Annotated in this window: 22 protein-coding genes and 1 pseudogene; 19 read left to right on the forward strand and 4 right to left on the reverse strand. The window is 69.1% G+C overall.

Annotated features, from left to right (window positions below; genetic code table 11):
* The first annotated feature begins 13 nt into the window (after window positions 1-13).
* The 4 genes and pseudogenes from ACK8HH_RS07375 to ACK8HH_RS07390 form a co-directional block, all read left to right on the forward strand.
* Entirely contained in the window at window positions 14-562 is a 549-nt protein-coding gene (locus ACK8HH_RS07375) for a YceD family protein (RefSeq protein WP_006896660.1), read from the forward strand.
* Window positions 559-1,263, forward strand: a complete 705-nt coding sequence (gene rnc, locus ACK8HH_RS07380) for a ribonuclease III (protein WP_006896661.1) — start codon at window positions 559-561, stop codon at window positions 1,261-1,263. The genes ACK8HH_RS07375 and rnc overlap by 4 nt, the downstream gene beginning before the upstream one ends.
* A gap of 12 nt (window positions 1,264-1,275) precedes the next feature.
* Complete coding sequence (gene mutM, locus ACK8HH_RS07385; protein WP_412475654.1) at window positions 1,276-2,151, forward strand: bifunctional DNA-formamidopyrimidine glycosylase/DNA-(apurinic or apyrimidinic site) lyase; 876 nt, start codon at window positions 1,276-1,278, stop codon at window positions 2,149-2,151.
* A gap of 419 nt (window positions 2,152-2,570) precedes the next feature.
* A pseudogene (locus ACK8HH_RS07390) lies at window positions 2,571-3,210 on the forward strand (transposase); the annotation flags it as partial.
* A gap of 116 nt (window positions 3,211-3,326) precedes the next feature.
* Here the strand turns inward: ACK8HH_RS07390 and ACK8HH_RS07395 are convergent.
* From ACK8HH_RS07395 to ACK8HH_RS07405, 3 genes are all read right to left on the reverse strand, one after another.
* Window positions 3,327-4,370 (reverse strand): IS30 family transposase, encoded by a 1,044-nt coding sequence (locus ACK8HH_RS07395; RefSeq protein ID WP_412475655.1) that lies wholly within the window; start codon window positions 4,368-4,370, stop codon window positions 3,327-3,329.
* The gene (locus tag ACK8HH_RS07400) at window positions 4,292-4,855 is read right to left on the reverse strand and encodes a transposase (RefSeq protein ID WP_412475723.1); all 564 of its coding nucleotides are present in this window, start codon (window positions 4,853-4,855) and stop codon (window positions 4,292-4,294) included. The genes ACK8HH_RS07395 and ACK8HH_RS07400 overlap by 79 nt, the downstream gene beginning before the upstream one ends.
* Before the next feature lie 145 nt (window positions 4,856-5,000).
* Window positions 5,001-6,608: a DUF222 domain-containing protein gene (locus ACK8HH_RS07405; protein WP_412475656.1), complete on the reverse strand. Its 1,608-nt coding sequence runs from the start codon at window positions 6,606-6,608 to the stop codon at window positions 5,001-5,003.
* Window positions 6,609-6,889: 281 nt separating this feature from the next.
* Between ACK8HH_RS07405 and ACK8HH_RS07410 the strand changes: the two genes are divergently transcribed.
* The 12 genes from ACK8HH_RS07410 (at window position 6,890) to ACK8HH_RS07465 (ending at window position 23,822) form a co-directional block, all read left to right on the forward strand.
* On the forward strand, window positions 6,890-7,297 hold the full coding sequence (locus ACK8HH_RS07410; RefSeq protein ID WP_045540633.1) for an OsmC family protein: 408 nt from the start codon (window positions 6,890-6,892) through the stop codon (window positions 7,295-7,297).
* Window positions 7,297-7,566, forward strand: a complete 270-nt coding sequence (locus ACK8HH_RS07415; protein WP_006896669.1) for an acylphosphatase — start codon at window positions 7,297-7,299, stop codon at window positions 7,564-7,566. Before ACK8HH_RS07410 ends, ACK8HH_RS07415 begins: the two co-directional genes overlap by 1 nt.
* A gap of 20 nt (window positions 7,567-7,586) precedes the next feature.
* A complete protein-coding gene (gene smc / locus ACK8HH_RS07420) occupies window positions 7,587-11,225 on the forward strand; it encodes a chromosome segregation protein SMC (protein ID WP_412475657.1) in 3,639 nt (1,212 codons plus the stop codon).
* Window positions 11,226-11,241: 16 nt separating this feature from the next.
* Complete coding sequence (ftsY, locus tag ACK8HH_RS07425) at window positions 11,242-12,639, forward strand: signal recognition particle-docking protein FtsY (RefSeq protein ID WP_045539695.1); 1,398 nt, start codon at window positions 11,242-11,244, stop codon at window positions 12,637-12,639.
* 242 nt (window positions 12,640-12,881) lie between these two features.
* A complete protein-coding gene (locus ACK8HH_RS07430; protein ID WP_412475658.1) occupies window positions 12,882-13,508 on the forward strand; it encodes a TetR/AcrR family transcriptional regulator in 627 nt (208 codons plus the stop codon).
* 46 nt (window positions 13,509-13,554) lie between these two features.
* Window positions 13,555-15,177 (forward strand): acyl-CoA dehydrogenase family protein, encoded by a 1,623-nt coding sequence (locus tag ACK8HH_RS07435; protein WP_412475659.1) that lies wholly within the window; start codon window positions 13,555-13,557, stop codon window positions 15,175-15,177.
* A gap of 86 nt (window positions 15,178-15,263) precedes the next feature.
* Window positions 15,264-16,781: a class I adenylate-forming enzyme family protein gene (locus ACK8HH_RS07440; protein ID WP_346075244.1), complete on the forward strand. Its 1,518-nt coding sequence runs from the start codon at window positions 15,264-15,266 to the stop codon at window positions 16,779-16,781.
* Window positions 16,782-16,925: 144 nt separating this feature from the next.
* Complete coding sequence (locus ACK8HH_RS07445) at window positions 16,926-18,260, forward strand: ammonium transporter (RefSeq protein WP_278127100.1); 1,335 nt, start codon at window positions 16,926-16,928, stop codon at window positions 18,258-18,260.
* A 43-nt stretch (window positions 18,261-18,303) separates the two neighbouring features.
* Window positions 18,304-18,642: a P-II family nitrogen regulator gene (locus ACK8HH_RS07450; protein WP_006896676.1), complete on the forward strand. Its 339-nt coding sequence runs from the start codon at window positions 18,304-18,306 to the stop codon at window positions 18,640-18,642.
* Window positions 18,617-21,034: a [protein-PII] uridylyltransferase gene (locus tag ACK8HH_RS07455; RefSeq protein WP_062366784.1), complete on the forward strand. Its 2,418-nt coding sequence runs from the start codon at window positions 18,617-18,619 to the stop codon at window positions 21,032-21,034. The genes ACK8HH_RS07450 and ACK8HH_RS07455 overlap by 26 nt, the downstream gene beginning before the upstream one ends.
* Before the next feature lie 66 nt (window positions 21,035-21,100).
* Complete coding sequence (gene ffh / locus ACK8HH_RS07460; protein ID WP_006897915.1) at window positions 21,101-22,678, forward strand: signal recognition particle protein; 1,578 nt, start codon at window positions 21,101-21,103, stop codon at window positions 22,676-22,678.
* Window positions 22,679-22,748: 70 nt separating this feature from the next.
* Complete coding sequence (locus ACK8HH_RS07465; protein ID WP_375002105.1) at window positions 22,749-23,822, forward strand: amidohydrolase family protein; 1,074 nt, start codon at window positions 22,749-22,751, stop codon at window positions 23,820-23,822.
* Window positions 23,823-23,844: 22 nt separating this feature from the next.
* On the opposite strand, the gene ACK8HH_RS07470 is transcribed toward ACK8HH_RS07465, so the two are convergent.
* On the reverse strand, window positions 23,845-24,501 hold the full coding sequence (locus ACK8HH_RS07470; RefSeq protein ID WP_375002103.1) for a hypothetical protein: 657 nt from the start codon (window positions 24,499-24,501) through the stop codon (window positions 23,845-23,847).
* Between the two features lie 281 nt (window positions 24,502-24,782).
* Here ACK8HH_RS07470 and rpsP point away from each other — a divergent pair, with 281 nt between their 5' ends.
* The 3 genes from rpsP to rimM are packed head-to-tail and all read left to right on the forward strand — an operon-like array spanning window position 24,783 to window position 26,036.
* Window positions 24,783-25,247 carry a 30S ribosomal protein S16 gene (gene rpsP / locus ACK8HH_RS07475; RefSeq protein WP_006897912.1) on the forward strand — a complete coding sequence of 155 codons (465 nt, stop codon included), beginning with the start codon at window positions 24,783-24,785 and terminating at the stop codon, window positions 25,245-25,247.
* The gene (locus ACK8HH_RS07480) at window positions 25,244-25,486 is read left to right on the forward strand and encodes an RNA-binding protein (protein WP_006897911.1); all 243 of its coding nucleotides are present in this window, start codon (window positions 25,244-25,246) and stop codon (window positions 25,484-25,486) included. Before rpsP ends, ACK8HH_RS07480 begins: the two co-directional genes overlap by 4 nt.
* Before the next feature lie 22 nt (window positions 25,487-25,508).
* Window positions 25,509-26,036, forward strand: a complete 528-nt coding sequence (gene rimM / locus ACK8HH_RS07485; protein ID WP_006897909.1) for a ribosome maturation factor RimM — start codon at window positions 25,509-25,511, stop codon at window positions 26,034-26,036.
* The last annotated feature ends 1 nt before the right edge of the window (window position 26,037 follow it).

Below are 26,037 nucleotides of genomic sequence, written 5' to 3' on the forward strand. Positions count from 1 at the left end.
TGATTCTGGATTCGTGATCGATGTCCGGTCGGTGCCCCGCCGGGCCGGTTCGATGATCGAGAAGGCGTGGACCCTCGAAACCCCCGACCGCATCGGTGCGGAGATGATCGGCATTCCCGCCGGCGGCGAGGTGGCTTTCGACCTGCGTCTCGAGTCGGTGACCGAGGGTGTCCTCGTGACCGGTACGGTCACGGCCGTCGCCGAGGGCCAGTGCGGCCGCTGCCTGGACCCGCTGACCCAGGACGTCTCCGTGTACCTGACGGAACTGTTCGCGTACCCCGACAGTGAGACCGACCGCACAGCGGAGGACGAGGAAGAACTCGAGCGCATCGTCGACGAGCGGATCGATCTCGAGCAGGTGGTGATCGACGCGATCGCGACGGAGCTGCCGCTGTCGCCGCTGTGCACGCAGGACTGTCCGGGACTGTGCCCGATCTGCGGAGTGAAGCTGGCCGACGCCGAGGAGGGCCACGGCCACGACATCATCGACCCCCGATGGGCGAAGCTGGCCGACCGGCTGACCGAGACGGACGGGGACGCCGGCGAGGACGGTGACCGGTGAGCAAACGGCCCGACCCGTCGCTGCTCACCGATGTGCTCGGCGTCACGATCAGGAACGATCTGCTGAACCTGGCGCTGACCCACCGCTCGTACGCGTACGAGAACGGCGGGCTGCCGACCAATGAGCGCCTCGAGTTCCTCGGCGACGCCGTGCTCGGCGTGGTCGTCACCGAACGGCTGTACGTCGGCTTCCCGGACCGTCCCGAGGGCGAGCTGGCGAAGATCCGGGCGAGCGTGGTCAACATGCACGCCCTCGCGGACGTCGCCCGCGGCTTGGGCGACGGCGGACTCGGCGCACATCTGCATCTCGGCCGCGGTGAGGAACTGACCGGCGGCCGCGACAAGGCGTCGATCCTCGCCGACGGCCTGGAATCGCTGTTCGGGGCGATCTTCCTCGACCACGGCATCGAGGTCGCGAAAACGGTCATCATGAAGCTGTTCGAGCCGATCATCGAACGATCGGGCCGGCTCGGTGCCGGACTGGACTGGAAGACCTCGCTGCAGGAGCTCTCGGCCGAGCGGAGCCTCGGCCAGCCGCAGTACCAGGTCACGTCGACCGGACCGGACCACAACAAGGAGTTCACCGCGATCGCAGTGGTCGGCGGCACTCAACTGGGCACCGGTACCGGCAGGACCAAGAAGGAAGCCGAACAGAACGCGGCCGAGCTGGCGTGGAAGGCACTCGAGGAACAGCCGCGTTGATCGGACCGTCCGGTGCCTGAACTTCCCGAGGTCGAGACCATCCGTCTCGGCCTGTCGTCCCATCTCTCCGGTCGGACGGCGCGCGAGGTCGAGGTGCTGCATCCGCGCGCGGCCAGACGCCACGTCGGCGGACCCGTCGATCTCTCGAATCGATTGCGCGGCAAGACCTTCGAGGCCGTCGAGCGGCGCGGTAAGTACATGTGGCTGCTCGCCGCGGACCGCGCGGACGAGGTGGCCGTAGTGGTCCATCTCGGCATGAGCGGGCAGATGCTCCTCGCCGAGCAGGGTGCCGCCGATCCGGTGCACCTGCGCATCCGCGTGCCCCTCGACGACGGGAACGAACTGCGTTTCGTCGACCAGCGGACCTTCGGCGGCTGGCATCTGGACGAACTCGTCGACGCCGGGCCGCGCCGCGTACCCGAGTCGGTGGCGCACATCGCACCGGATCCCTTCGAGCCGGCTTTCGACCGCGACGGCGTGGTCACCGCGCTGCGGCGTCGGGACACGGAGATCAAGCGCGCGATCCTCGACCAGACCGTGATCTCCGGTGTCGGAAACATCTACGCCGACGAGTCGCTCTGGCGCGCCGGCCTGCACGGCCGGCGACGCACGCGCGGCATTCCGCGCGCCCGGCTGGGAGAACTCGTCGATCACGCAACCCAGGTGATGCGGGAGGCGGTCAAGGTCGGCGGCACGTCGTTCGACGACCTGTACGTGAACGTGAACGGGCAGTCGGGTTATTTCGAACGATCGTTGAACGCCTATGGGTGCGAAGGACTTCCGTGCCGTCGCTGCGAGACGCCGATGGTGCGCGAAGCATTCATGAACCGGAGCTCGTTCTTCTGCCCGACGTGTCAGCGGGTGCCGCGGCGCCGGAGGGTTGCCTGACCGACTACTCGCAATGTATTGGTGCCTGCTGTCGGTGTACGTCGCCTTCTATCGGGCGGTCCGTTCAGAATCCTTCCTTGGAACCTGCCGCTCTCGTGTGCGTCACTCGATGTCGGTACCGGCCGATAGGGTGTAGCCATCGAGTAGAGGCCAGCAGTCGCGGGCCGACAGGAGGGAGTAACTGATGAAGTCCAGGCACCGTGTGAAGGCCCACGGTGAGGTCTTCACGCCGCGCCACATGGTTGAGCGGATGCTTGACCTGGTGCGCGAGGACCTGGAGACCGGCACTGACTTTGTCGACAGGACTTTCCTCGAGCCTGCAGCCGGCGATGGCAATTTCTTGGCTGCGAATCGACAGACAGCGGTGAGGTCAGGGTAGATACGAGCGTCATCTGCCTCGTCGGCATGAACGACTCCAGCAGGTCGCCACCAGCGAAACCAAAGCCTCGTGGAACACCTTCCTCGCCGACCTGGTCGCCCGCGGCCTCGGCGGAGTCCGCCTGGTGACCTCTGACGCCCATGCCGGGATTGGTCGAGGCGATCGCCGCGACCCTGCCCGGCGCCGCTTGGGAGCGCTGCCGCACCCACTACGCCGCAAATCTGATGGCGGTGTGCCCGAAATCGATGTGGCCGGCTGTGAAAGCGATGCTGCACAGCGTCTACGACCAACCCACACCAGAGGCGGTGAACGCCCAGTTCGACCGGCTGCTCGAATACACCGAAGACCGGCTGCCCGACGTCGCCGAACACCTCGGCGACGCCCGTGAAGACTTGCTGGCGTTCACCGCGTTTCCGGAAGATGTGTGGCGCCAGATCTGGTCCAACAACCCCACCGAACGGCTCAACCGCGAGATCCGCCGCCGCACCGACGTCGTCGGCATCTTCCCCAACCGCGACGCCATCATCCGGCTCATCGGAGCAGTGCTCGCCGAGCAGACAGATGAATGGGCCGAAGGCCGCCGCTACCTCGGCCTCGAGGTGCTCAGCCGTTGCCGCCTGACCGTCACCGACCACACGCCGGAGGTGAACACCGACCCACTGATCCAACTACCCGCCTGACCACCTACGAAGGACCACAACCAGTTACACCACTACCCGGGACTTGACCGATCAGCGGTGTGGCCGGTCGAGCTCGGCCGCGAAGAAAGCCGACGCGGTCTTCAAGATCGGCGGATTCAAGCGGTGGGCGCAAGAAGCTCTGCGAGCTTCTCTGATGGTGTCAGATAGCCCAGAGTCTTGCGCGGTCGGCTGTTGAGGCTGTCCTGGATCGCGTCCAACTCCTCGCGGGTGACGGCGCTCAGGTCGGTGCCCTTGGGCAGGTACTGACGCAACAGGCCGTTGGTGTTCTCGTTGCTCCCGCGCTGCCAGGGCGAGTGGGGATCGCAGAAGTAGATCGGGATACCCGTGGCAGTGGTGAACGCCGCGTGCTGCGACATCTCCGCGCCCTGGTCCCAGGTGATCGTTCTGGCCAACGAGGACGGTAGTTTGCTGATCGCGGCGCGCATCGCTGCCTCGACCTGCTCGGCTGTCTTGCCATCTGGGAGGTGCAACAGCAGCGTCATCCGCGTCGATCGCTCGACGAGCGTCCCGACCGCGCTGCGGCTGCCCTCGCCAAGGATGAGGTCGCCTTCCCAGTGTCCGGGCACGGCGCGGTCGTCGGCTTCTGCGGGGCGTTCGCTGAGCATCACCATGCCGGGGATCCGGCCGCGGCCGTCAGTGGTGCCGCGGGGCTTTCGGGCCGCTCTTCCGGACCGTAGACACCGCGCCAACTCGCGGCGCAACTCGCCTCGGCCCTGGACAAACAGGGACTGGTAGATCGTCTCGTGGCTCACGCGCATCTCCGGATCATCGGCGTGATCCAACCGTAGGCGCGCCGCGATCTCCTCGGGGGACCACAACTGCTCCAGCCGGCTGGAGACCTCCTCGAGCAACCGGCCTGACGCGAGCTTGAAAGACTTCGGCCGACGAGCTTGATCGCGAGCGCGTTCGTGCGCATGCCATGCCGAGTAGCCGCAGCGACCACCGCCGCGCTTCACCTCGCGGCTGATGGTCGACACCGCGCGCCCCAGGTGCTCGGCGATCGCGGTGAAGGTGTCGCCACGATTGATCCCCACCAGGATCTGCTCGCGCTCGTCAATCGTCAGGCAGCCCTGGCGTGGCTCCCAGCCGAACGGCTTGGCGTCGGCGTGCCTGCCGGTGCGGGCCATGATCCCGACCATCGGCGCGCTGCAGCCGATCTCCTTGGCGATGTCGACCAGCCGCCAACCCCTCGCATGCAGCCTGAGTGCCAGCCGCTTCTGCTCCCGACTGAGATGACCGTGCTTGCCCTGCATCCGGATCCTCCTGTGATCAGTGACTGCCTCATCTCACAGGACTCGTTGCACTGACCGCTTGAATCCGCCCTCTCGTTCGCCCGACGCAGCTCTCGAACTTCCTTCTCCAACAAGCGGATCCGCTCGATATCTGAAACTGTCTCGACCCCAGGCGCTTCGGCTTGGCCGTCTTCGACGCGGCGGACCCAGGTCCGCAGGGTCTCGGGGTTGACGTCGAGTTGCTTGGCGATCCGCGCCAGAGCTCCGGGCGCGGTCTCGGGGTCCTTCCGAGCATCGATGGCCATCCGTGTGGCACGATCCCGCAACTCGGGTGAGTACTTCGGTGGGCGAGGCACGAAACAAGTGTCCCTTCCGGTCAAACCTGTCTCCATCAAACCCGGGACGATTCAATCGTCACTGACCTCATGCAACTGTTGCTGACCGAGGTGCTGCGTCTGCATCTGGACACGGCTCCCGCGGCCGGTCACGGCTGGTTGAGTCTGTGGCGATCGACCGGCTCCGCCGATGCCGCTGGACTCAGAACGGCGGCTCGCCGTCGGTGACCGTCGCGATTTCCCGCTGTCGGCGGTTGGCGGCGCGCCTCTGGGTGCGGTAGCGGTGCTTGGCCTGAGTGCGGGTCAGTCGCCGTTCCGGTTCATTCTCGGCGTGTCGGTTCTCCGGGCGCGTCGCGGGCGAGTCCGACATGCCGAACGACACGCCGTGCCGGCACTGAATGTGCCCGAGCTCGGGCAGCAGCCACAGGTTCATCGCCTGTCGGCGGACGGTCATCCCGTCCGGCGTGGTGACTTCGGTCCAGATGACGCCGTTGGCGTCGACGATCTGATCATCGACCCACCCTTCGGCGTGGGTTTTCACGCCATGATGGAAACGGCACTTCGGATTCAGATTGCACACGCACGTCGGCCCGCCGTTGCCCGGATCGCGGTGGTCGAATTCGACGACGTGATCGAGGTCGGACTTCCACGCCGGGCGGTCGCAGCCGGCGACGGTGCAGGTGCCGAACAGGGCGCGGACGGCTGTGTCGACCGCCGCCGAGGGGCGGTACCGACCGGCGTGTCGCATGCAGTCGGCGATCACCGTGTCCAGATCCAACTCGCGAATCACCGCGTCGGGACGACGCACCAACTCCCGGGCGTGGTGGGCGGAGATCGGACCGACGCCATCCTCGTACGCCGGTAGCTGCGACACGCCGTCGAGCGCCTCCTTGCGCACCACGACGTGAACCATCACATGGGCGCGCCGCGCGTCGATCTGCGCGGGCGCCAACTCCGAGACGCAGTCGTCCCGCTCGCACAGGCAGGTGAACTGGCTCTGCTGCAGCAGTGCGGTAGCGGCGTCGGACCGGCGGGCCTGCTTGGTTCGCGGGTCGAACGGGCACACGCCGTCGGCGAGCGCGTTGATCGCCCCGAGGGAGATCGCCGCGTCCTCGGTGGAGCCGACGATCACCATCTCCGACACGCCGTCGGCGACCGGCGTCACCGACACCTTCTTGCTCGACGCGACCTGCTCACGAGTCAGGGTCGCGGCGTCCGGGTCGTGCTCGGCCACGATCGCGGCGACGGTCGACTCCACCCGGTTCGCCGACAGTCCACCCATTCCGGCCAGACGATGTGCGATCTCCGCATCAATGAAGGCGAGCAGGTCGCCGTCGTCGACCAACGCGGTCTGCTCCACGGCTCGAACGAACCACCCCGGAGTGAGAACCCCGTAGCGCATCAGTCGGCCGATCGACGGAATCCGCTCGAAACACGCGATCGCCCGATCGACGAACAACTCACCCGCGTACTGCCGGACCCCGGCCGCTGTCGCATACGAGGCCGCCATCTGGCACTGCGGATCAAACAACCGCGTGTACGCATCGACCGACGCGTCGGCCTCTAATTCCGCTTGCTTCGCCCGATACAGCGAGTACACCGCCTGATAGCGATGCCACATCACCAACCCCTGATAGCAGTCAGCCCGCGCTGCGAAGGTCAACAACGCGGCACGATCAGCCCGCGACACCGCAGCCGCATCCGAACCGGACCCGTCGGTCGAACCTGCCGGACATCCGATCCGGATCACGATCGACCCGTCGTCGACCACCACCGACGAGCCGGAATGCTCCCTCACCTGCATGTTCACGCCTCCCCTTCGAGTGCCTCGAACTTACATTCGATGATATCGGCAGGGTCTGACAAATCACTCGAACGGAACGAGGCGGATTCAGCGCACCGTTCTCGGCGACGCGCTCTCGTCGACGTCCTCAAGCCGATCCGCAGGGCGAGCCGGCCACCCGGTAGGTTGAACAGTCTTGGAACGCCGACGGCCGGGAAGGTCTGCGAGGCCGGCGGCGTTCGACCGGGGGAGGCGTGAACACCGAGACGTGAACACCTCCACGAACGGCAGATGAAAGGCACGACGACATGACTGAACTGTGGGTCCAGCGGACCGGAACCCGGAGGTACACCGGGCAGAGCTCGCGCGGGGCGCAGGTCCTCATCGGCTCGGAGGACGTCGAGGGCGTCTTCACCCCGGGTGAACTCATGAAGATCGCACTCGCCGCGTGCACGGGGATGTCGTCGGACCGGCCGCTCTCGCGCCGACTGGGCGACGACTACGACGCCACCGTGCGGGTCTCGGGCGACGCCGACCGGGAGAACGAGCGGTACCCGCAGCTGGACGAGGTCCTGGAAGTGGACCTCTCCGAACTCGACCCGGAGGCCGCCGAGCGCCTGCTCGTGGTCGTCGAGCGCGCCATCGACAAGGTCTGCACGGTCGGCCGCACCCTGAAGGCGGGAACTCAGGTCTCGCTCACCATGGAGACCGAGTGATGCAGCGCCTCACCGCGTGGGTGCACGGGCGAGTCCAAGGCGTCGGATTCCGCTGGTGGACCCGGTCGCGAGCGCTGGAACTCGGTCTGGTGGGATACGCCTCGAACCAGCCCGACGGTCGGGTGCTCGTGGTCGCCGAAGGTCCGCATGAATCGCTGACGGCACTGCTGGCCGCGCTGCGCTCGTCCGACACCCCCGGCCGAGTCGATCTGGTGGTGGAGTCCTTCGAGGCGGCACGCGGTGGTTTGACGGGCTTCGTCGAGCGCTGATCCGGGTAGGCTGTCAGGTCGTGCACTTGAAGAGCCTCACCCTGAAAGGGTTCAAATCGTTCGCGTCGTCGACGACGCTGCGGTTCGAGCCCGGCATCACGTGTGTGGTGGGGCCCAACGGGTCGGGCAAGTCGAATGTCGTCGACGCCCTGACCTGGGTGATGGGGGAGCAGGGGGCCAAGGCCCTGCGCGGCGGAAAGATGGCCGACGTCATTTTCGCCGGGACCTCCGGTCGCGCCCCGCTGGGCCGCGCGGAAGTGACCCTGACCATCGACAACTCGGACGGCGCGCTGCCGATCGAGTACTCCGAGGTGTCGGTGACGCGGCGCATGTTCCGCGACGGCGCGGGCGAGTACGAGATCAACGGCAATTCGTGCCGCCTGATGGACGTTCAGGAACTGCTGTCCGATTCGGGCATCGGCCGCGAGATGCACGTCATCCTGGGGCAGGGCCGGCTGGCGGCGATCCTGGAGGCCCGGCCGGAGGAACGGCGCGCGTTCATCGAGGAGGCCGCCGGGGTCCTCAAGCATCGTCGCCGCAAGGAGAAGGCGGTCCGCAAACTCGACGCGATGGCCGCCAACCTGGACCGTCTCACCGATCTGACGACGGAACTCCGCCGCCAGCTCAAGCCGCTCGGCCGGCAGGCCGAGGTGGCGCGGCGCGCGGCGACCGTCCAGGCCGACCTGCGCGACGCCCGCTTGCGGCTGGCCGCCGACGACCTCGTGAAGCGACGCGAGGAGATGGCGCAGCACAGCGCCGTGGAGGCCGACGTCCGGCGACAGCAGGACGAGGTGGCGGCCGCGCTGGACGCCGCCACGGAGGCGCTGTCGGCAGCACAGGAGCATCTGGCGCAGGTGGCGCCCGCGGCGAGTGAGGCCGGACGCGTCTTCTACCAACTCGGCGCACTGTCGGAGCGGGTCGGCGGCACGTTGCGGCTCGCCGGTGAACGCGCGGCGAACCTGGCCTCGCCGAGCGTCGCCAACTCCGGTCCCGATCCCGAGGAACTGGAACGGCAGGCCGAACGCGCTGCGATGACCGAGGCCGAGCACACCGAGGCGGTCGAGGAGGCCGCCGAGCGGCTGGAGTACGCGACCGCCGCGCTGCAGGCCGCCGAGCAGGTGGCCAACGAGGCCGAGCGCGCGCACCTGGCCGCGGTGCAGGCCGTCGCCGACCGCCGCGAGGGTCTGGCGCGGTTGGAGGGCGAGGCCGCGAACCTGCGAACCAGGGTGGAGTCGGTGGACGCCGAGACCGCCCGGCTGACGGCGTCGATCGAGGCGGCCGCCGAGCGGGCCGACACCGCGCAGGCGGCCCTCGATCAGGAGGTGGCGCGGGTCAGGATCCTCGAGGACGCCGAACGCGGCCTCGATGAGCACCACGAACGATGTGCGGCGGCGCTGGCCGAGGCCACTGCGACCGTCGAACGGCTCCGCCAGAGTGAGCGCGAGACCGCCAGATCGATCGCGTCGCTCAGCGCGCGGATCGAAGCGCTCTCGGTCGGTCTGGAACGCGGTGACGGCGGGGCCTGGCTGATCGAACGCGGAACCGAGGGCGTCCTCGTGCCGCTGTCGGAGCTGCTGACGGTGAAGCCGGGCTACGAAGCCGCCATGGCGGGAGCGCTGGGGCCGGCCGCCGATGCGATCACGACGGTCGACGCGCTCGCCGCGGTGCGGGCCCTGCGCGAACTGCGCAGCGGCGACGGCGGGCGAGCGGCCCTCATCGTCGGGGGACTGCCCGGCGTCGACCCCGACCGTCGGCCGTCGCTGCCCGACGGTGCGGTGTGGGCCCGTGACCTGGTCACCGCACCCGACGAGGTGGCGGGCGCGCTCGACGTGCTGCTCGCCGAGACGATCGTCGTCGACGATCCCGAGACCGGGCTGGACCTGGCCCGTGAGCTCGGAGTGGTCGGCGTCACGCGCGACGGCGACCGCATCTCCTCGGCCAGCGTGGAGGGCGGATCCGCACGACGGCCGTCGACCATCGAGGTGCAGTCCGCGATCGATACCGCGACACACGACCTCGCGGCCGCCGAGGAGACGGCACTGCGTCTGGAATCGGAGCTGGCCGCGGCCATCGCCGAACAGGAACGGGCGCGTGAGGACGCCGAGGGGGCGCTCGCTGCCCTCCACGAGTCCGACGCGAACCTCGGGGCGGCCTACGAGTCGCTCGGGCGTCTCGGTTCGGACATCCGTGCTGCACGGGATGAGGCCGACCGGCTCGTGCGGCAACGCAACTTCGTCGAACAGGGCCGCGCGGAGAATCTCGAGAAGCTCACCGAGGTGGAGGAGCGCCTGGCCCGCGCCGTCGACGGTGCAGCCGAAGAGCCGGTCGCCGACGGCGACAGAGCGATGCGCGATGCCGCCGCGGCGGAAGTCGCGTCCGCTCGGTCCGCCGAGGTCGAGACGCGTCTGACACTGCGGACCGCCGAGGAACGCCTGGCGTCGGTGCGCGGCAAGGCCGAGAGTCTGCGTCGCGCGGCGGCCAACGAGCGGGCCAATCGGGAGCGCCAGCGGCGCCAGGACGCTCTCCGCAAGTACGCGGCCGGCGTGGCGAGTGCGGTGGCCGACACCGGAGAACGACTCGCGGACGCGGTGGCCGCGGCCGTGACCGACGCGGCGCAGGCTCGCGACGAACTCGAAGCCATCCGTTCCCAGCGCACGGCCGAGGTGGACGCCCTGCGGGCGCAGGTGGACCAGCTCAGCACGGTGATGAACAAACTGCGCGACGCCGTCCACCGCGACGAACTCGCCAGAGCGCAGGCCGCCTTGCGCATCGAACAGCTCGAGGAACAGGTGCTCGAACAGTTCGCGATCGCGCCGGACGACCTGGTGGCCGAGTACGGACCGGATGTCCCGATGCCGCCGTCGGATCTGGAGATGCGCGAGTACGAGGACGCCAAGGCTCGCGGCGAACAAGTGGTGGCCCCCGCGCCGATGCCCTTCGACCGCGCCACCCAGGAGATGCGTGCGCGCAAGGCGGAGAAGGACCTCAAGACACTCGGCCGCGTGAACCCGCTCGCCCTGGAGGAGTTCGCGGCCCTCGAGGAACGCTACAACTTCCTGTCGGCGCAGCTGGAGGACGTGAAGGCTGCGCGCAAAGACCTGATGGACGTCATCGACGACGTCGACGCCCGGATCCTCCAAGTCTTCACCGATGCGTACGCCGACGTGGAGCGAGAGTTCGTCCAGGTCTTCGCGACGCTGTTCCCCGGGGGCGAGGGCCGGCTGGTCCTGACCGATCCGGACGACATGCTCACCACCGGGGTGGACGTGGAGGCGCGGCCGCCGGGCAAGAAGGTGAAGCGACTGTCGTTGCTCTCCGGCGGCGAGAAGTCGTTGACCGCCGTCGCCATGCTCGTCGCGATCTTCCGGGCGCGGCCCTCGCCCTTCTACGTGATGGACGAGGTGGAGGCCGCCCTCGACGACGCGAATCTGCGCAGGCTCATCTCCCTGTTCGAACAGCTGCGGGAGAAGTCCCAGCTGATCGTCATCACCCACCAGAAACCGACCATGGAGATCGCGGACGCGCTCTACGGCGTGAGCATGCGGGGCGACGGGATCACCCAGGTGATCTCCCAACGACTGCGCGGGGTGGACGTGACCCCGGCCGCCGCCGCACCCGATCCTTCGACTTCACCAACCGACTCCGCTCCCACGAGCTGAAGGGACAACTTCTCCAGTGGACACCCAACTCATCGTCGGCATCGTCATCGCGATCGTCGTCATCCTCGCCCTGGTCGCCGGCGCCGGCTACGCGTTGAATCGCCGCCGCCGGATCTCGCTCCGGGACGAGCCCGCCGCCGGGACCGATCAGGTCACCGACGGATCGCAACGGCAAGTCGATCGTTCCGGGGGCTACAAGGCCGGTTCCGGATTCTCCTTCAGCCAGGGCGGGGCGGGATCGGCGACCCTCGACCGTCCGGAGCCGCCGACGCCGCCCACACCGGAGCCCGTCGCCGAGCCCGAGCCTGCCGCTCAGGTCGAGCCGGAGACCGACGAAACCACCGTCGTACAACCGCCGGCGGCCGAACCGGAACCGGTCGTCGAGCCCGAGCAGGTCGTCGAGCCCGAGCCGGTCGCAGAACCCGAGCCCGTGGCCGAACCCGCACCTGTCGCCGAACCGGCACCCGTCGACACCGCTCCAGCGCTCGACGAGATCGCGCCGACCGCGGGACGGCTTTCCCGCCTGCGCGGGCGCCTGTCGCGGTCGCAGGGTGCGATCGGCGCGAGCGTGCTCGGGCTGCTCGGCGCGGGCGATCTGGACGAGGACAGCTGGGAGGAGATCGAGGACACGCTGGTGATGGCCGATCTCGGCACCGCCGCCACGTCGACGGTCACCGAACGGCTCCGTGAGGAACTGGCGACGGGCAAGGTCCGCTCGGCCGAGGACGCGCGCGCCGCCCTCAAGCGGGTCCTCGTGGAGCAGTTGCATCCCGAACTCGATCGCTCCGTTCGGGCCCTTCCCCATGCGGACCGACCGGCGGTCGTGCTGGTGGCCGGGGTCAACGGCGTCGGCAAGACCACCACCACCGGCAAGCTCGCGCGCGTGCTGGTGGCCGACGGCCGCCGCGTGCTGCTGGGCGCCGCCGACACCTTCCGTGCCGCCGCGGCCGACCAACTGCAGACCTGGGGTGAGCGCGTCGGCGCAGGAATCGTCCGCGGCAAGGAGGGTGCCGACCCGGCCTCGGTCGCCTTCGACGCCGTCAGCACCGGAATCACCGAAGGCGTGGACGTGGTGCTGATCGACACCGCGGGCCGTCTGCACACCAAGGCGGGCCTGATGGACGAGCTCGGCAAGGTCAAGCGAGTGGTCGAGAAGAAGGCCGTGGTGGACGAGGTGCTGCTGGTCCTGGACGCCACGGTCGGCCAGAACGGTCTGATGCAGGCCAAGGTGTTCGCCGAAGTGGTCTCGCTGACCGGCGTGGTGCTCACCAAACTCGACGGCACCGCCAAGGGCGGCATCGTGTTCCGCATCCAGGAGGAGCTCGGCGTCCCCGTGAAGCTGGTCGGGCTCGGCGAAGGCGCCGACGACCTCGCTCCGTTCGAGCCGGAGGCATTCGTCGACGCGCTGCTGTAGCGCGCTGCTTTTTCGAACCGACGTCTGTACCGAACCGGCGTCTGTACCGAACCGGCGTCTGTACCGAACTGAGTCGCCAGGATCGTCCCTGTGACGGACGGTCGAGGACATATCGCCCTCGCCGGTCCGTCACAGGGACGATCTTGTTTTCCGACCCCCTTGTGACTTCGGTTGAATCGTGATTCAATTCTTCTAACCGTTGAATCGCGATTCAAAGTTTGCCCCCGGGCTGAGAGGTGACGATGGCGTACCGACCGACCGCGGCCACCCGACGGAGTGCGGAGGCCAAACGTGCCTCGATTCTCGCGACGGCGCGCCGGATCGTGGCCGACTCCGGTTTCTCCGGCGCTACCGTCGCGGCGATCGCCGAGGGGAGCGGAGTCAGCGTCGGATCGGTGTACTCGTACTTCGCCAACCGAGAGGCGCTCCTGGCCGAGGTCTTCCGGGACGCCGCCGGCTACGAGTTCGACCAGGTGCGTCGCGCGGTCGAGGCGGTCGGCGGCGATCCCGGCCGGGAGCTGGGCACGCTCATCGACGTCTTCGCCGACCGCGCTCTTCGCGGCCGCCGCCTGGCGTGGTCGCTGCTCTTCGAGCCGGTGATACCGACGGTGGAGGCCGAACGTCTGCATCTCCGGCAGTCGTACCGCGAGCTCGGCGAGCGGATCATCGCCGACGGCGTCGCCGCCGGAGTGTTCGTCGACCAGGACGCGCCGGTCGTGGCGTCGGCCGTGATGGGAGCGATCTCCGAAGCGCTCGTCGGAGCGCTCGACCCGGACACGGCACCGCTTCCGCACTCCGACCCGGCCGAGCTGGTGGCGACCATCCGCCGATTCTGCTTTCTGGCGCTGGGTGCCACCGCGCCGGTCTGAACCGAACCGACAGACCCCGATCGATCAACCGAAGGAGCCCGCCGCCATGCCCGCCACACACGAGGTCTTCAATCAGGCGCCCGCCCGCGTCGACGTCAACGAGTTCACCAGTCACACCGCGCTGGTGGAGGCGGTGAACGTCTACGGCGCCGGATGGGCCGCCGATGCGCTCACCGAGGCAGGCGCCCTGGTGGGCCGGGCCGATTTCCAGCGCGACGCCGAACTCGCCAACACGATCACCCCCGAACTGCACACCCACGATCGCTGGGGCAACCGGATCGACGACATCGAGTTCCACCCGGCCTATCACCGCATCATCGGCGACGCGATCGCCCACGGCGCCCACACCAGCTGCTGGTCGGAGCCGCGCGCGGGTGCCCACGTGGCGCGGGCCGCGATGTTCATGCAGTTCGGGCAGATCGAGCCGGGCCACGCCTGCCCGGTGAGCATGACGCATGCCGTCGTCCCGTCGCTGCGAGTGGACGAGAAGCTCGCCGAGCAGTGGCTTCCGCGTGTCTTCTCGCGCGAGTACCGGCACGACCTCGGTTCCGGACAGAAGACCTCGGCGATCTTCGGTATGGCGATGACCGAGAAGCAGGGCGGCTCCGACGTCCGCGCCAACACCACCCGCGCGGTGGAGCTGTCGGACGGCATGTACTCGATCACCGGCCACAAGTGGTTCTGCTCGGCACCGCAGTCGGACGCCTTCCTGGTGCTCGCCCAGACCGCTCCGGGCGTCACCTGCTTCGTGGTGCCGCGCGTGCTGCCCGACGGCACCCGCAACGTCTTCAACGTCCAGCGGCTCAAGAACAAGCTCGGCAACAAGTCGAACGCCTCGAGCGAGGTGGAGTTCGACGGCACCGTCGGCTGGCGCCTCGGCGACGAGGGCTCGGGCGTACGGACCATCATCGAGATGGTGAACCAGACCCGGCTCGACTGCGTGATCGGCAGCGCCGCGGGCATGCGCCAGTCGGTGGCCGAGGCGGCGTGGCATGTGCGCCACCGCTCGGCCTTCGGCGCGAGGCTCGTCGACCAGCCGGCGATGACGGCCGTCGTCGCCGACCTGCAGGTGGAGGCCGAGGCCGCGATCTGGACCGCGATGCGACTGGCTGCCGCCTATGACGACGACGCCGACGAGTCCGCGGCCTTCCGCAGGCTCGCGACCGCCGTCGGCAAGTACTGGGTCTGCAAGCGCGGCCCCAACCACGCCTACGAGGCGCTCGAATGTCTCGGCGGCAACGGCTACTGCGAGAACGGTTTCCCGCTCTCGCGCCGGTACCGGGAACAGCCGGTCATGGCGGTCTGGGAGGGGTCGGGCAATGTCATCGCACTCGACGTCCTGCGTGCCATGATGCGTGACCCGATGTCCGTGGAGGCGGTCGACAACGAGTTCGAGCGCGCACTCGGGGTGTACCGCGAGTACGACCTCCACGTCGAGAAGACCCGCAAACTCATCGCGCAGGCGTCCGCCGACCCCGCGGGCGCTCCCGCAGTGGCCCGCCGGCTCACCGAATCGATGGCGATCGCGCTGCAGGGCTCGATCCTCATCCGGCAGGCGCCCGAGTCGGTGACCGACGCATTCGTCGCCGGACGGATCGCCGATCCGGGTCACATGTACGGCGTCCTCGACTCGGCACTCGACCTCGCGGAAATCGTCGCCCGCGCCTGAATCCGGCGCGACCGGCCCACGGTCCACACCACCGCACCCTCCATCCCCGGCCTCCCGAGGCCGTCGTCTTTCGAAAGAGCGTCTCGATGCATCTGACCGCCACTCTGGAGCGCAGCGCGCGCCTGAATCCGACCAAAGCCGCCGTCGTCCACGGCGAGGAGGAGATCACGTACAGCGAGCTCCTCGACCGGGCGCGACGTGCGGCGTCGGTGCTCATCGGCGCCGGTGTCGGGCCGGGCGACCGGGTGGCGGTCATGACGTACAACACGCCGGGGTTCGTCGTGGCGGCGTTCGGCGCCTGGTTCGCGGGTGCCGCGCTGGTTCCGGTCAACCACAAGTTCGCCGCGCCGGAGGTGGCCTACGCGCTCGAGCACAGCGGCGCGGTCGTCGGCGTCGTCTCCGGATCCCTCGCCGAGACCGCGGTGGCCGGCGCGCCGGGGTTCCGGTGGTTCACCACCGAGAGCGCTCACGACGGCCTGCCCGACTTCGACGAGTCGGTCCGCGCCGCCGCTCCTGTCCCGGGCGCCGTCGACTCGGACCTCGACTCGGTGGCGCAGGTGCTCTACACGTCGGGGACCACCAGTTCGCCCAAAGGCTGCCTGCACACGCATCGCACCCTGTCCGGCCTGGCGCCGGCGCTCGCGGCCACCCTGGGGTTCACGCAGGACGAGCGGTTCCTGCTCGCGATGCCCATCTGGCACGCCGCGCCGCTCAACGACTGGCTGCTGACGATGATCGCCCTCGGTGCGACGACTGTTCTGATGCGTGAGTTCCATCCGGCCGAACTGCTGCCCGCCGTCGAGCGCTACCGGATCACCGCCTTCTTCGGCTCGCCGATCGCATACCTCCTGCCGGTGCAACTGGCCGACGCCGGCGCGCTCGACTTCGCCGACCACGACCTGTCGACCGTGTCGAAGTGGCTGTACGGCGGCGCGTCGCTCGGCGAGGCCACGGCCCGCAGGCTGGTGGCGGCCTACCGCAGCGACCGCTTCTTCCAGGTGTACGGCATGAGCGAGATGGGGCCGGCGGGCACGGCCCTGTATCCCCACGAGCAACTGGCGAAGGCCGGCTCGATCGGCCGAGGTCCGATGGTCGGCGTCGACCTGCGCTTGGTCGACGCCGACGGACGCGACGTCGGTCCCGGCGACACGGGCGAGATCTGGCTGCGCGGCGACACCCGGATGATCGGCTACCTGAACAACGAGACCGCCACAGCCGACTGCTTCGTCGGCGACTGGTTCCGCACCGGCGACGTCGCACGGATGGACCGGGACGGCTACCTCTACATCGTCGACAGACTGAAGGACGTGATCATCGTCGGGGGCGAGAACGTCCACTCGCAGGAGGTGGAGGAGGTGCTGCGCGCGCATCCCCGCCTGGCGGACGTCGCGGTGATCGGCCGTCCGCACCCCGAATGGGGCGAGACGGTCGTCGCGATGTGCGTCACCGTCGACGGGACCGAACTGACGCTCGACGAGGTGCGCGAGTTCCTCGCCGACAAGCTCGCTCGCTACAAACTGCCGCGCGAGGTGGTGACGGTCGAGACACTGCCGCGCAATCCCAGCGGAAAGATCCTCAAGCACGTACTGCGCGGACAAGTGTGACCCGGCCGCCGCGCAACACCCGCGAAACATTTCCGCGGATTCCTTGACGGCCCCGAAACTTCTGCGCGACGCGGCACGCAACACCAGCGTTGCACTCTTATCGCGAGACGTCGATCGGCGACGTCTCGCGAGGAGGTGCGAGGAGTGCAGACTGCATTGCCGGACAACGTGTTCGGAACCGTTGATGCGGGTAATACCGCTTGGGTGATCGTGAGCGCATCGCTCGTGCTGTTGATGACACCCGCGCTGGCGTTCTTCTACGGAGGGCTCTCGCGTGCCAAGTCCGTGCTGAACATGATGATGATGTCGTTCGCGGCGCTCGGCACGGTCACGGTGATCTACGTGCTGTGGGGATTCTCGATGTCCTTCGGGAACTCCTTGACCGGCACCGGCGACATCGGGGGACTGTTCGCCAATCCGTTCTCACTGTTCGGGTCGGACCAACTGATGCAGACCAGGTCGGTCGGCGATGCGACGCAGTTCGTGGTGTGGGGGAGCACCCAGATTCCGGCGACCGTCTTCATGGCGTTCCAACTGACCTTCGCCGTGATCACAGTCGCGCTCATCAGCGGTGCGATCGCCGAACGCGTCAAGTTCGCCACCTGGGTGGCGTTCACCGTGCTGTTCGCGACCATCGTCTACTTCCCGCTCGCCCACATGGTGTGGGGCGGCGGACTGATGTCGAACGCGAAGGACTCGATCGCCTCCTGGCTGTTCGGCGTCGCCGACGGAGTGGCGAAGGTCGCGCCCATCGACTTCGCCGGAGGCACCGTCGTCCACATCAACGCCGGCATGGCCGGCCTGGTGCTGGCGCTGGTGGTCGGCAAACGCCGCGGGTTCGGCCGCACCTCGTACCGTCCGCACAACATTCCCTTCGTGATGCTCGGCGCGGCCCTGCTGTGGTTCGGCTGGTTCGGCTTCAACGCCGGCTCCGAGCTCGCCGCCGACGCCACCGCCGGCCTCGTGTGGATCAACACCGCCGCGGCGACGGCCGCCGCGATGATCGGGTGGCTGGCCGTGGAATGGATCCGAGACCGCCACCCGACGAGCGTCGGTGCGGCCTCCGGCGTCGTCGCCGGACTGGTGGCAGTCACGCCCGCCTGCGGCGCCCTCACCCCGGTCGGCTCGTTGTTCCTCGGTGTGGTCGCCGGTGCGCTCGCGGCCGTCGCGATCGGGCTGAAGTACCGGCTCGGCTTCGACGACTCGCTGGACGTGGTGGGCGTGCACCTCGTCGCCGGTCTGTGGGGCACGATCGCGATCGGTCTCCTCTCCAAGGACTCGGGTCTGTTCTACGGCCATGACTACAAACAGCTGGTGGTGCAGGCGGCGATCGCCCTGTTCGCGCTCGTGTTCACCGGAATCCTGACCTTCGCGATCGCGATGGTGCTCAAGCCGCTCGGCTGGCGTGTGGACCGGGAGGCGGAGTTCACCGGCATCGACAGCGCCGAGCACGCCGAGAGTGCGTACGAGCCGGCATGAGTTCAGCAGACACTAGTCTCGATCGGGAGAGAAGGGTTTATCCATGAAACTGATCACCGCAATCGTCAAGCCGTTCACCCTCGAGGACGTCAAAGCCGGTCTGGAGCACATCGGGATCGTCGGGATGACCGTCAGCGAGGTACAGGGCTACGGGCGGCAGAAGGGGCACACCGAGGTGTACCGCGGCGCCGAGTACGCCGTCGACTTCGTCCCGAAGGTCCGGGTGGAGGTCGTCGTCGACGATGAGGCAGTGGACCAGGTGGCCGAGGTGATCGTCGAGTCGGCCCGCACCGGGAAGATCGGTGACGGGAAGGTCTGGGTGACACCGGTGGAGTCGATCATCCGGGTGCGGACCGGTGAACGCGGACCAGAGGCCATCTGAGGCCGGGCGGGCGCCGGGGTCCACCTCCGGCGCCACGCTCGGTGCGGCGAGATCGGTGCTGCTGCAGGACGATTCCCTGGTCGGAGCGCGTCAGCGCGAGGCGATCGGCGCACTGTTCGAGGACTGGCTCGTGGAGCGGGCACGGTCGCTCGGGATCGTCGAGCGCAGCGGATTCGCCGTTGTCGCGGTCGGCAGCCTGGGTCGCCGGGAGATGGTCGGCTACTCCGACCTCGACCTGATCCTGGTGCACGACGACCGGTACCCCGAACGACTCTCGGAGGTGGCGGACGGACTCTGGTACCCGCTGTGGGACGCGGGAATCTCCCTCGACCACAGTGTGCGATCGGTGCCGGAGGCCATGCGGGTGACGCGCGAGGACGCCACGGCCGCGCTCGGGCTCCTCGACTCCCGGTTCATCGCCGGCGACGAGGACCTCGCCCGGTTGATGACCGTCTCGGTGCGCAACCTCTGGCGGTCGGAGGCGCGGATGCGGTTGCCGCAGGTGATCGAAGCCGCGGAAGACCGCTGGCGGCGCACCGGCGACATCGCCCACCGCGCCGAGCCGGATCTGAAGAACGGCCGCGGGGGACTGCGCGACATCCAGTTGCTGAATGCGCTCGCGCTCGCGCAGTTGACCGACGGGCTCGCCCGTCTCGATCCCGGCACCGAGGGTTCGCCGCTGCCGCGTGCCTACGACTTCCTGCTCGCCGCGCGCGGCGAGGCGCATCGGATCGCCGGCCGGGCACGTGACCAGATCCGCGCCCAGGATGCCGACGACATCGCCGCGGCACTCGGTGTCGCCGATCGCTTCGAGCTCTCCCGGCGGATCAGCGATGCCGGACGGACCACCTCGTACGCTGTCGACGCCGGTTTGCGCACCGCCCAGAACGCCGTGAGCCGACGCGGGTTCTCTCGGTTGCGCCGCGCCGCGGCATTGCGGCGCCCGCTCGACGAAGGGGTGGTCGAACAGGGCGGCGAGGTGGTACTCGCACGCTCGGCCATTCCCAGCCAGGATCCGGGTCTGGTGCTGCGGGTGGCCGCCGCGGCCGCCCGGAACCGGCTGCCGATCAACGGCCCGGCGCTCGAGCGCCTGGCCACCTACGGTGCGCCGATGCCGGAGCCGTGGTCGTCGGAGGCCCTCGCCGATCTGCTGGTGCTGCTGGCGTCGGGGCACGACATGGCCGGCCCGATCGAGGCCCTCGACCGGGCCGGACTGTGGGGCGCACTGTTCCCCGAATGGGATCGGGTCCGCGACCTGCCGCCCCGCGACGGCATTCACACCTGGACCGTCGACCGGCATCTCATCGAGACGGTCGCCGCGGCGGCGGAACTGACCACCAGCGTCTCGCGTCCCGATCTGCTGCTGCTCGGCGCGTTGCTGCACGACATCGGCAAGGGGCGCGGCGGCGACCACTGCGCCGTCGGCGCCGAACTCGCCGAACACATCGGGCGGCGTCTGGGCCTGTGGGAGCCGGATCGGCGCCTGCTCGCCGAACTCGTCCGCCACCATCTGCTGCTCCACCGGGTGGTGACGCGTCGCGACCCGGCCGATCCGGAGGTCGTGGCGCACGTGGCCGACGTGCTCGGCGGGAGCGCGGTCCTGGCCGAACTCCTGGGAGCCCTCTCGGACGCCGACTCCCGCGCCACCGGCCCGGGGGTGTGGGGGGAGTGGAAGGCCACCCTGATCTCCGGGTTGGTCGAACGCGTCGTCGCGCACATCGGCGGAGCGCCGGTGCCCGCACCCGACCCGATCCCGCCGGACCTGCGTGAGCTGGCCGACCGCGGCGGTCTCCACGTGAGCCTGCGTCCCGGGGACGGTCCGAACATGACGATCGTCACCATGATCGCGCCCGACCGGCCGGGACTGCTGTCGAAGATGGCCGGTGTGCTCGCACTGTCGGGCCTGCACGCGCACTCGGCGACGGTCGCCGGTCATGCCGGGCACGCCGTCGACTCGTTCGTGGTGATGCCGACCTTCGGCGGTCCGCCCGATGCGCCGCTGCTGCGGCAACGTCTGGCCGCGGTGCTCGACGGCGATCGGGACCCGGTGGCCGAGCTGGCGGCGCGGGCGGCAGCCCGCCTGCCCGAGGCGGGGGTCTCCGGCCGACCCGCGGTCCCGGTGAGCCGCACCGCGGCGCCGCCGCGGGCACGCTGGCTCGCGGGCCCGCACGGGCGTCCGCTGCTGGAACTGCGCGCGGCCGACGACGAAGGCCTTCTCGCGCGCGTCGCCGCCGAGCTGGAGAAGGCGCGTGCCGACGTCGCCTGGGCGAAGGTCTCCACCCTGGGTGCGACGGCCGTCGACACCTTCTGCCTCAGCCTCCCGGACGACGGACCGGCGGCGCGCCACGCGGTGGCGGCGGCGGTCCTGGCGGTCTGCGCGCCCACGCGGTGAGGCCCGGCCCGGAGCCGATCACGATCCGCGCGACATCGCCGTGCCCGGACGTGGAAGGATGGAGGAATGTTCGAATCCCTCTCTGACCGGTTGACCGGTGCTCTGAAGGACCTGCGCGGCAAGGGACGGCTGACCGACGCGGACATCGACGCGACCGCGCGCGAGATCCGCCTCGCACTGCTCGAGGCCGACGTCTCGCTGCCCGTGGTCCGCGCCTTCATCAGCCGCATCAAGGAACGCGCGAAGGGCGCCGAGGTCTCCGGCGCCCTGAATCCGGCTCAACAGATCGTCAAGATCGTCAACGAGGAACTGGTCGGCATCCTGGGCGGCGAGACGCGGCGCATCCGCCTCGCAAAGAACCCGCCGACGGTCATCATGCTCGCCGGTCTGCAGGGCGCCGGTAAGACGACCCTCGCGGGCAAGCTGTCGGCGTGGCTGGTCAAGCAGGGTCACACGCCGCTGCTCGTGGCCTGTGACCTACAGCGCCCCGGCGCCGTGCAGCAGCTCCAGATCGTCGGTGAGCGGGCCGGAGTGCCGGTCTTCGCGCCGCATCCGGGCACCTCGGTCGGCGGCGAGGGCGAACTCGGCGTCGACGGCTCGGCCGATCCGGTCGCCGTCGCACGGGCCGGCGTGCAGGAGGCCCGCGACAAGCAGCACGATGTGGTCATCATCGACACCGCGGGCCGTCTGGGCATCGACGCGGAACTGATGCGGCAGGCCTCCGACATCCGGGACGCGACCGACCCGGACGAGGTGCTGTTCGTCCTCGACGCCATGATCGGCCAGGACGCGGTCACCACCGCCCAGGCCTTCGCCGACGGCGTCGACTTCACCGGCGTGGTCCTCACCAAGCTCGACGGCGACGCCCGGGGCGGCGCCGCGCTCTCGGTCCGCGAGATCACCGGACGGCCGATCATGTTCGCCTCGACCGGTGAGAAACTCGACGACTTCGACGTCTTCCATCCGGACCGCATGGCCAGCCGCATCCTGGGGATGGGCGACGTCCTCTCGCTCATCGAGCAGGCCGAGCAGCACTTCGACCAGGCCGAGGCGGAGAAGACCGCTGCCAAGATCAGCCAGGGCGAGCTGACGCTGGAGGACTTCCTGCAGCAGATGCTGATGATCCGCAAGATGGGACCGATCGGGAACCTGTTGGGCATGCTTCCCGGCGCAGGCGACATGAAGGACGCGCTCTCGCAGGTCGACGACAAGCAGCTCGACAAGATCCAGGCGATCATCCGGGGCATGACGCCCGCCGAGCGCGACAACCCGAAGATCATCAACGCCTCCCGACGGATCCGCATAGCGAACGGCTCCGGCGTCACGGTGACCGACGTGAACCAGCTCGTCGACCGGTTCTTCGCCGCACGCAAGATGATGTCGCAGATGTCGGGCCGGATGGGCATGGGCGGCGGCCGCAAGAACGCGCGCAAGGGCAAGAAGGGCAAGAAGGGGAAGGGCAAGGGTCGCGGACCCACGCCGCCCAAGGCGATGCGCGGCGGATTCCCGGGCATGCCCGGCATGCCGCCGGGCATGGGACTGCCGCCCGGTCTGGATCTGAGCAACATGCCTCCCGGCCTCGACGAACTGCCGCCCGGTCTGGAGGGCATCGACCTCAACGACCTGAAGTTCCCCAAGAAGTAGGTTTCCCGAGAAGTCAGCGGTCGCCGGCCGTCGCCGAATCGCGAACGGCTCGGCCGCGAAAGGCCCTGTGATGACTCAAGCGCTCGAATTCACCGGTACCGATCCGTTCACCGGCGAGGCCCTGACCTTCTGGGTCGTCGACGGAGCCGTCTCGACCGAGCCGGTCGCCGGCGCTGAGAAGGCCGGGGGCGGATGGATCGTCCCGGGTCTGGTGGACGCGCACAACCACGTCGGCATCGCACCCGGGCTCGGGGTCACCATCGACCGGGCGCGCGAGTACGCGAGGGCCGACGCCCGGGCCGGTGCGCTGCTGATCCGCGAGGTGGGATCGCCGCTCGACACCCATCCGCTCGACGCCGACCCGACCGGGCCCCGTTTCATCCGGTCGGGCAAGCACATCGCCCGGCCCAAGCGCTACCTGCGCGACTACGGTGTGGAACTCGAGAACCCGGACGATCTGGCGGACGAGGTGGCACGTCAGGCCCGCGACGGAGACGGATGGGTCAAGCTGGTCGGCGACTGGATCGACCGCGAGGTGGGCGATCTGGCTCCGCTGTGGACCCGCGATCAGCTCGACGCGGCCGTCGCCGCCGCGCACGAGAACGGTGCCCGGATCACCGCCCACGTCTTCGGAGCGGACGGGCTCGACGACATCATCGGGGCGGGGTTCGACTCGATCGAGCACGGCACCGGTCTGAGCGAGGACCTGATCGACGAGATGGTGCGCAAGGACATCGCGTTGGTGCCGACCCTGATTCAGCTGGAGAACTTCCCGGAGATCGCCGACGGTGCGGACCGATTCCCGAGGTACCAGGCCAACATGCGGGCGCTGTACGCCGGTCGAGGCGAGGTCTTCGCCCGGGCCCGCGAGGCGGGGGTGCGGATCTACGCGGGCACCGATGCGGGCGGGTTCATCGGGCACGGCCGGATCGTCGACGAGATCGAGGCCCTCGTCGGTGTCGGTTTCAGCCCGCTCGACGCGCTGGCCGCGGCCTCGACCGCCCCGCGCGAGTGGCTGGGAGCGTCCGGGCTCGAGCACGGTGCACGCGCCGACTTCATGGTCCTCGACGCCGATCCGGCTGCCGACCTGACGACGTTGCGGCGACCGCTCCACGTGGTCTGCGGCGGCGAGAAGATCGCATAGCCCACGGCGTGAGCCGCGCCGGTCAGCCGAGGATCTGCAGCACGCCGATCACGATCAGCAGCACCGTGACGAACCAGCCCGCATAGCGGATCACCACTTCGCGGTTGCGCCGGCCGTAGGCGAACACCCGACCGATCCACCAGTGTGGGCGGGCACGCACCACCACCAGCGCCAGGCCGGCGAGCAGGGGCAGGCTCAGGGCCACCGTGGCGTACAGGACCACACCGAGATACCGCTCGGTGAGCGGGATGTCGGTCGCCGACAGGACCGCCAGGCCCGCGTAGAACGGCACGGACGTGGCCGACTGGACCACGCCGAGCACGAATCCGACCAGCAGGGTCAGAGGGGACGGCGCCCGCAGCGGCGTGAGGATCTTGTCGACGAGGTCCGACGAGTCACCGCCGCGCCAGGTGAGGAATGCGGTGAGCAGACCGGTCAGGATCAGCAGGATCCCGAACAGCGGCGAGGAGATCACGGCGTCGACCACCGATTGGAGGCCGTCGAACACCAGCATCACGGCGAGCGCCAGAACGAGAACCCCGAGCCAGTCGCCGATCAGCACCAGCGGCGCGATCCGCCGGTACTGGCCGGGGCCCAGTATGAGCGCCAGCGTGACGAGAACCCCGATCAGGAGCACGTTCACCGAGTCGACGAATGCGAGCGACAGGGCGTGCAGCATGGATTCTCAGGTCTCCGGGGCGTCGTGCGGCGGCCGGTGCGGCCGCCGATGTCCGATGTCACGCTACCGGCTGCACGCGCCGGGACCGATTTCCGGTGGTCGGGACCCAGTGAGCCGGCGCTCCGGTTTGGGTGGCGGCTCGTACCTCTGGCAGAATGAGTCGCTGGTTCGCCGGAGCCGGCCACGGCCGACCGGCGGTCACCCCGATAGAGAACGCAAAACCGGGCTCGTCGCCGATCGGCGGGCCGCTGAATTGCGCTGTGACACAAGGAGACGCCCACATGGCTGTCAAGATCAAGCTCACCCGGCTCGGCAAGATCCGCAACCCGCAGTACCGCATCGTCGTCGCCGACGCCCGCACTCGCCGCGACGGCCGCGTCATCGAGACCATCGGCAAGTACCACCCGAAGGAAGAGCCGTCGCTGATCGAGGTCGACTCGGAGCGCGCTCAGTACTGGCTGGGCGTCGGCGCGCAGCCGACCGAGCCGGTCGCCGCCATCCTGAAGATCACCGGTGACTGGCAGAAGTTCAAGGGCCTGCCGGGCGCCGAGGGCACCCTGAAGGTCGCCGAGCCGAAGACCTCCAAGCAGGATCTGTTCAACGCCGCCCTCGCCGCTGCCGAGAACGAGCCGGCCGCCGCCGCGACCACCGCCAAGAAGAAGGCGAAGAAGGCTGACGAGAAGGCCGACGACGCCGCTGCCGAGGCTCCCGCCGAGGAGGCCGGTGACGCCAAGGCGGACGCGTGAGCGCCGTCGTCGCGGACGCCGTCGAACACCTCGTTCGCGGCATCGTCGCCAACCCGGACGACGTCCGGGTCGACCTCATCACCGGCCGTCGCGGCCGGATGGTCGAGGTTCATGTCAACCCCGACGATCTCGGCAAGGTGATCGGCCGCAACGGCCGCACCGCCACCGCGCTGCGCACCCTGGTCTCCGGCATCGGCGGCCGCGGTGTGCGCGTGGACATCGTCGACACCGATCGCTGATCGAAAGCAGGACTCGGATCTGATGGATCTGGTGATCGGTCGTGTCGTCAAGACGCACGGAGTCCGCGGTGAAGTCGTCGTCGACATCCGCACGGACGATCCCGCCGGACGTTTCGCGGTCGGCACGCGCCTGCGCGGCCGTGCCCCGCGGACTGCCGGCGGCGGGGAGACCGAGTACGAAGTGACAGCCGCCCGGATGCATGCCGGGCGGCTGTTGCTGTCGCTTGCCGGCGTAGGCGGTCGCGACGAGGCGGACCGGCTGCGCGGCACCCTGTTCGTCATCGACGCCGCCGACGTCGACTCCGGCGACGACCCGGACGAGTTCTACGACCACGAGCTCGAGGGACTGCCCGTCGCGACGGTCGGCGGTGAGAGCGTCGGCACGGTCAGAGAGGTGCTGCACCTGCCCGGTGGCGAACTGCTGTCGGTGACCACCGGTGACGGTCGCGAGGTGCTAGTGCCGTTCGTGCGCGAGATCGTCCCCACCGTGACCCGCGAGGGCATCGAGATCGATCCGCCCGACGGCCTGATCGACCCCGTCGAGGACTGAC

Source organism: Gordonia sp. LUNF6 (genome assembly GCF_047041125.1).
GTDB lineage: Bacteria > Actinomycetota > Actinomycetes > Mycobacteriales > Mycobacteriaceae > Gordonia > Gordonia sihwensis.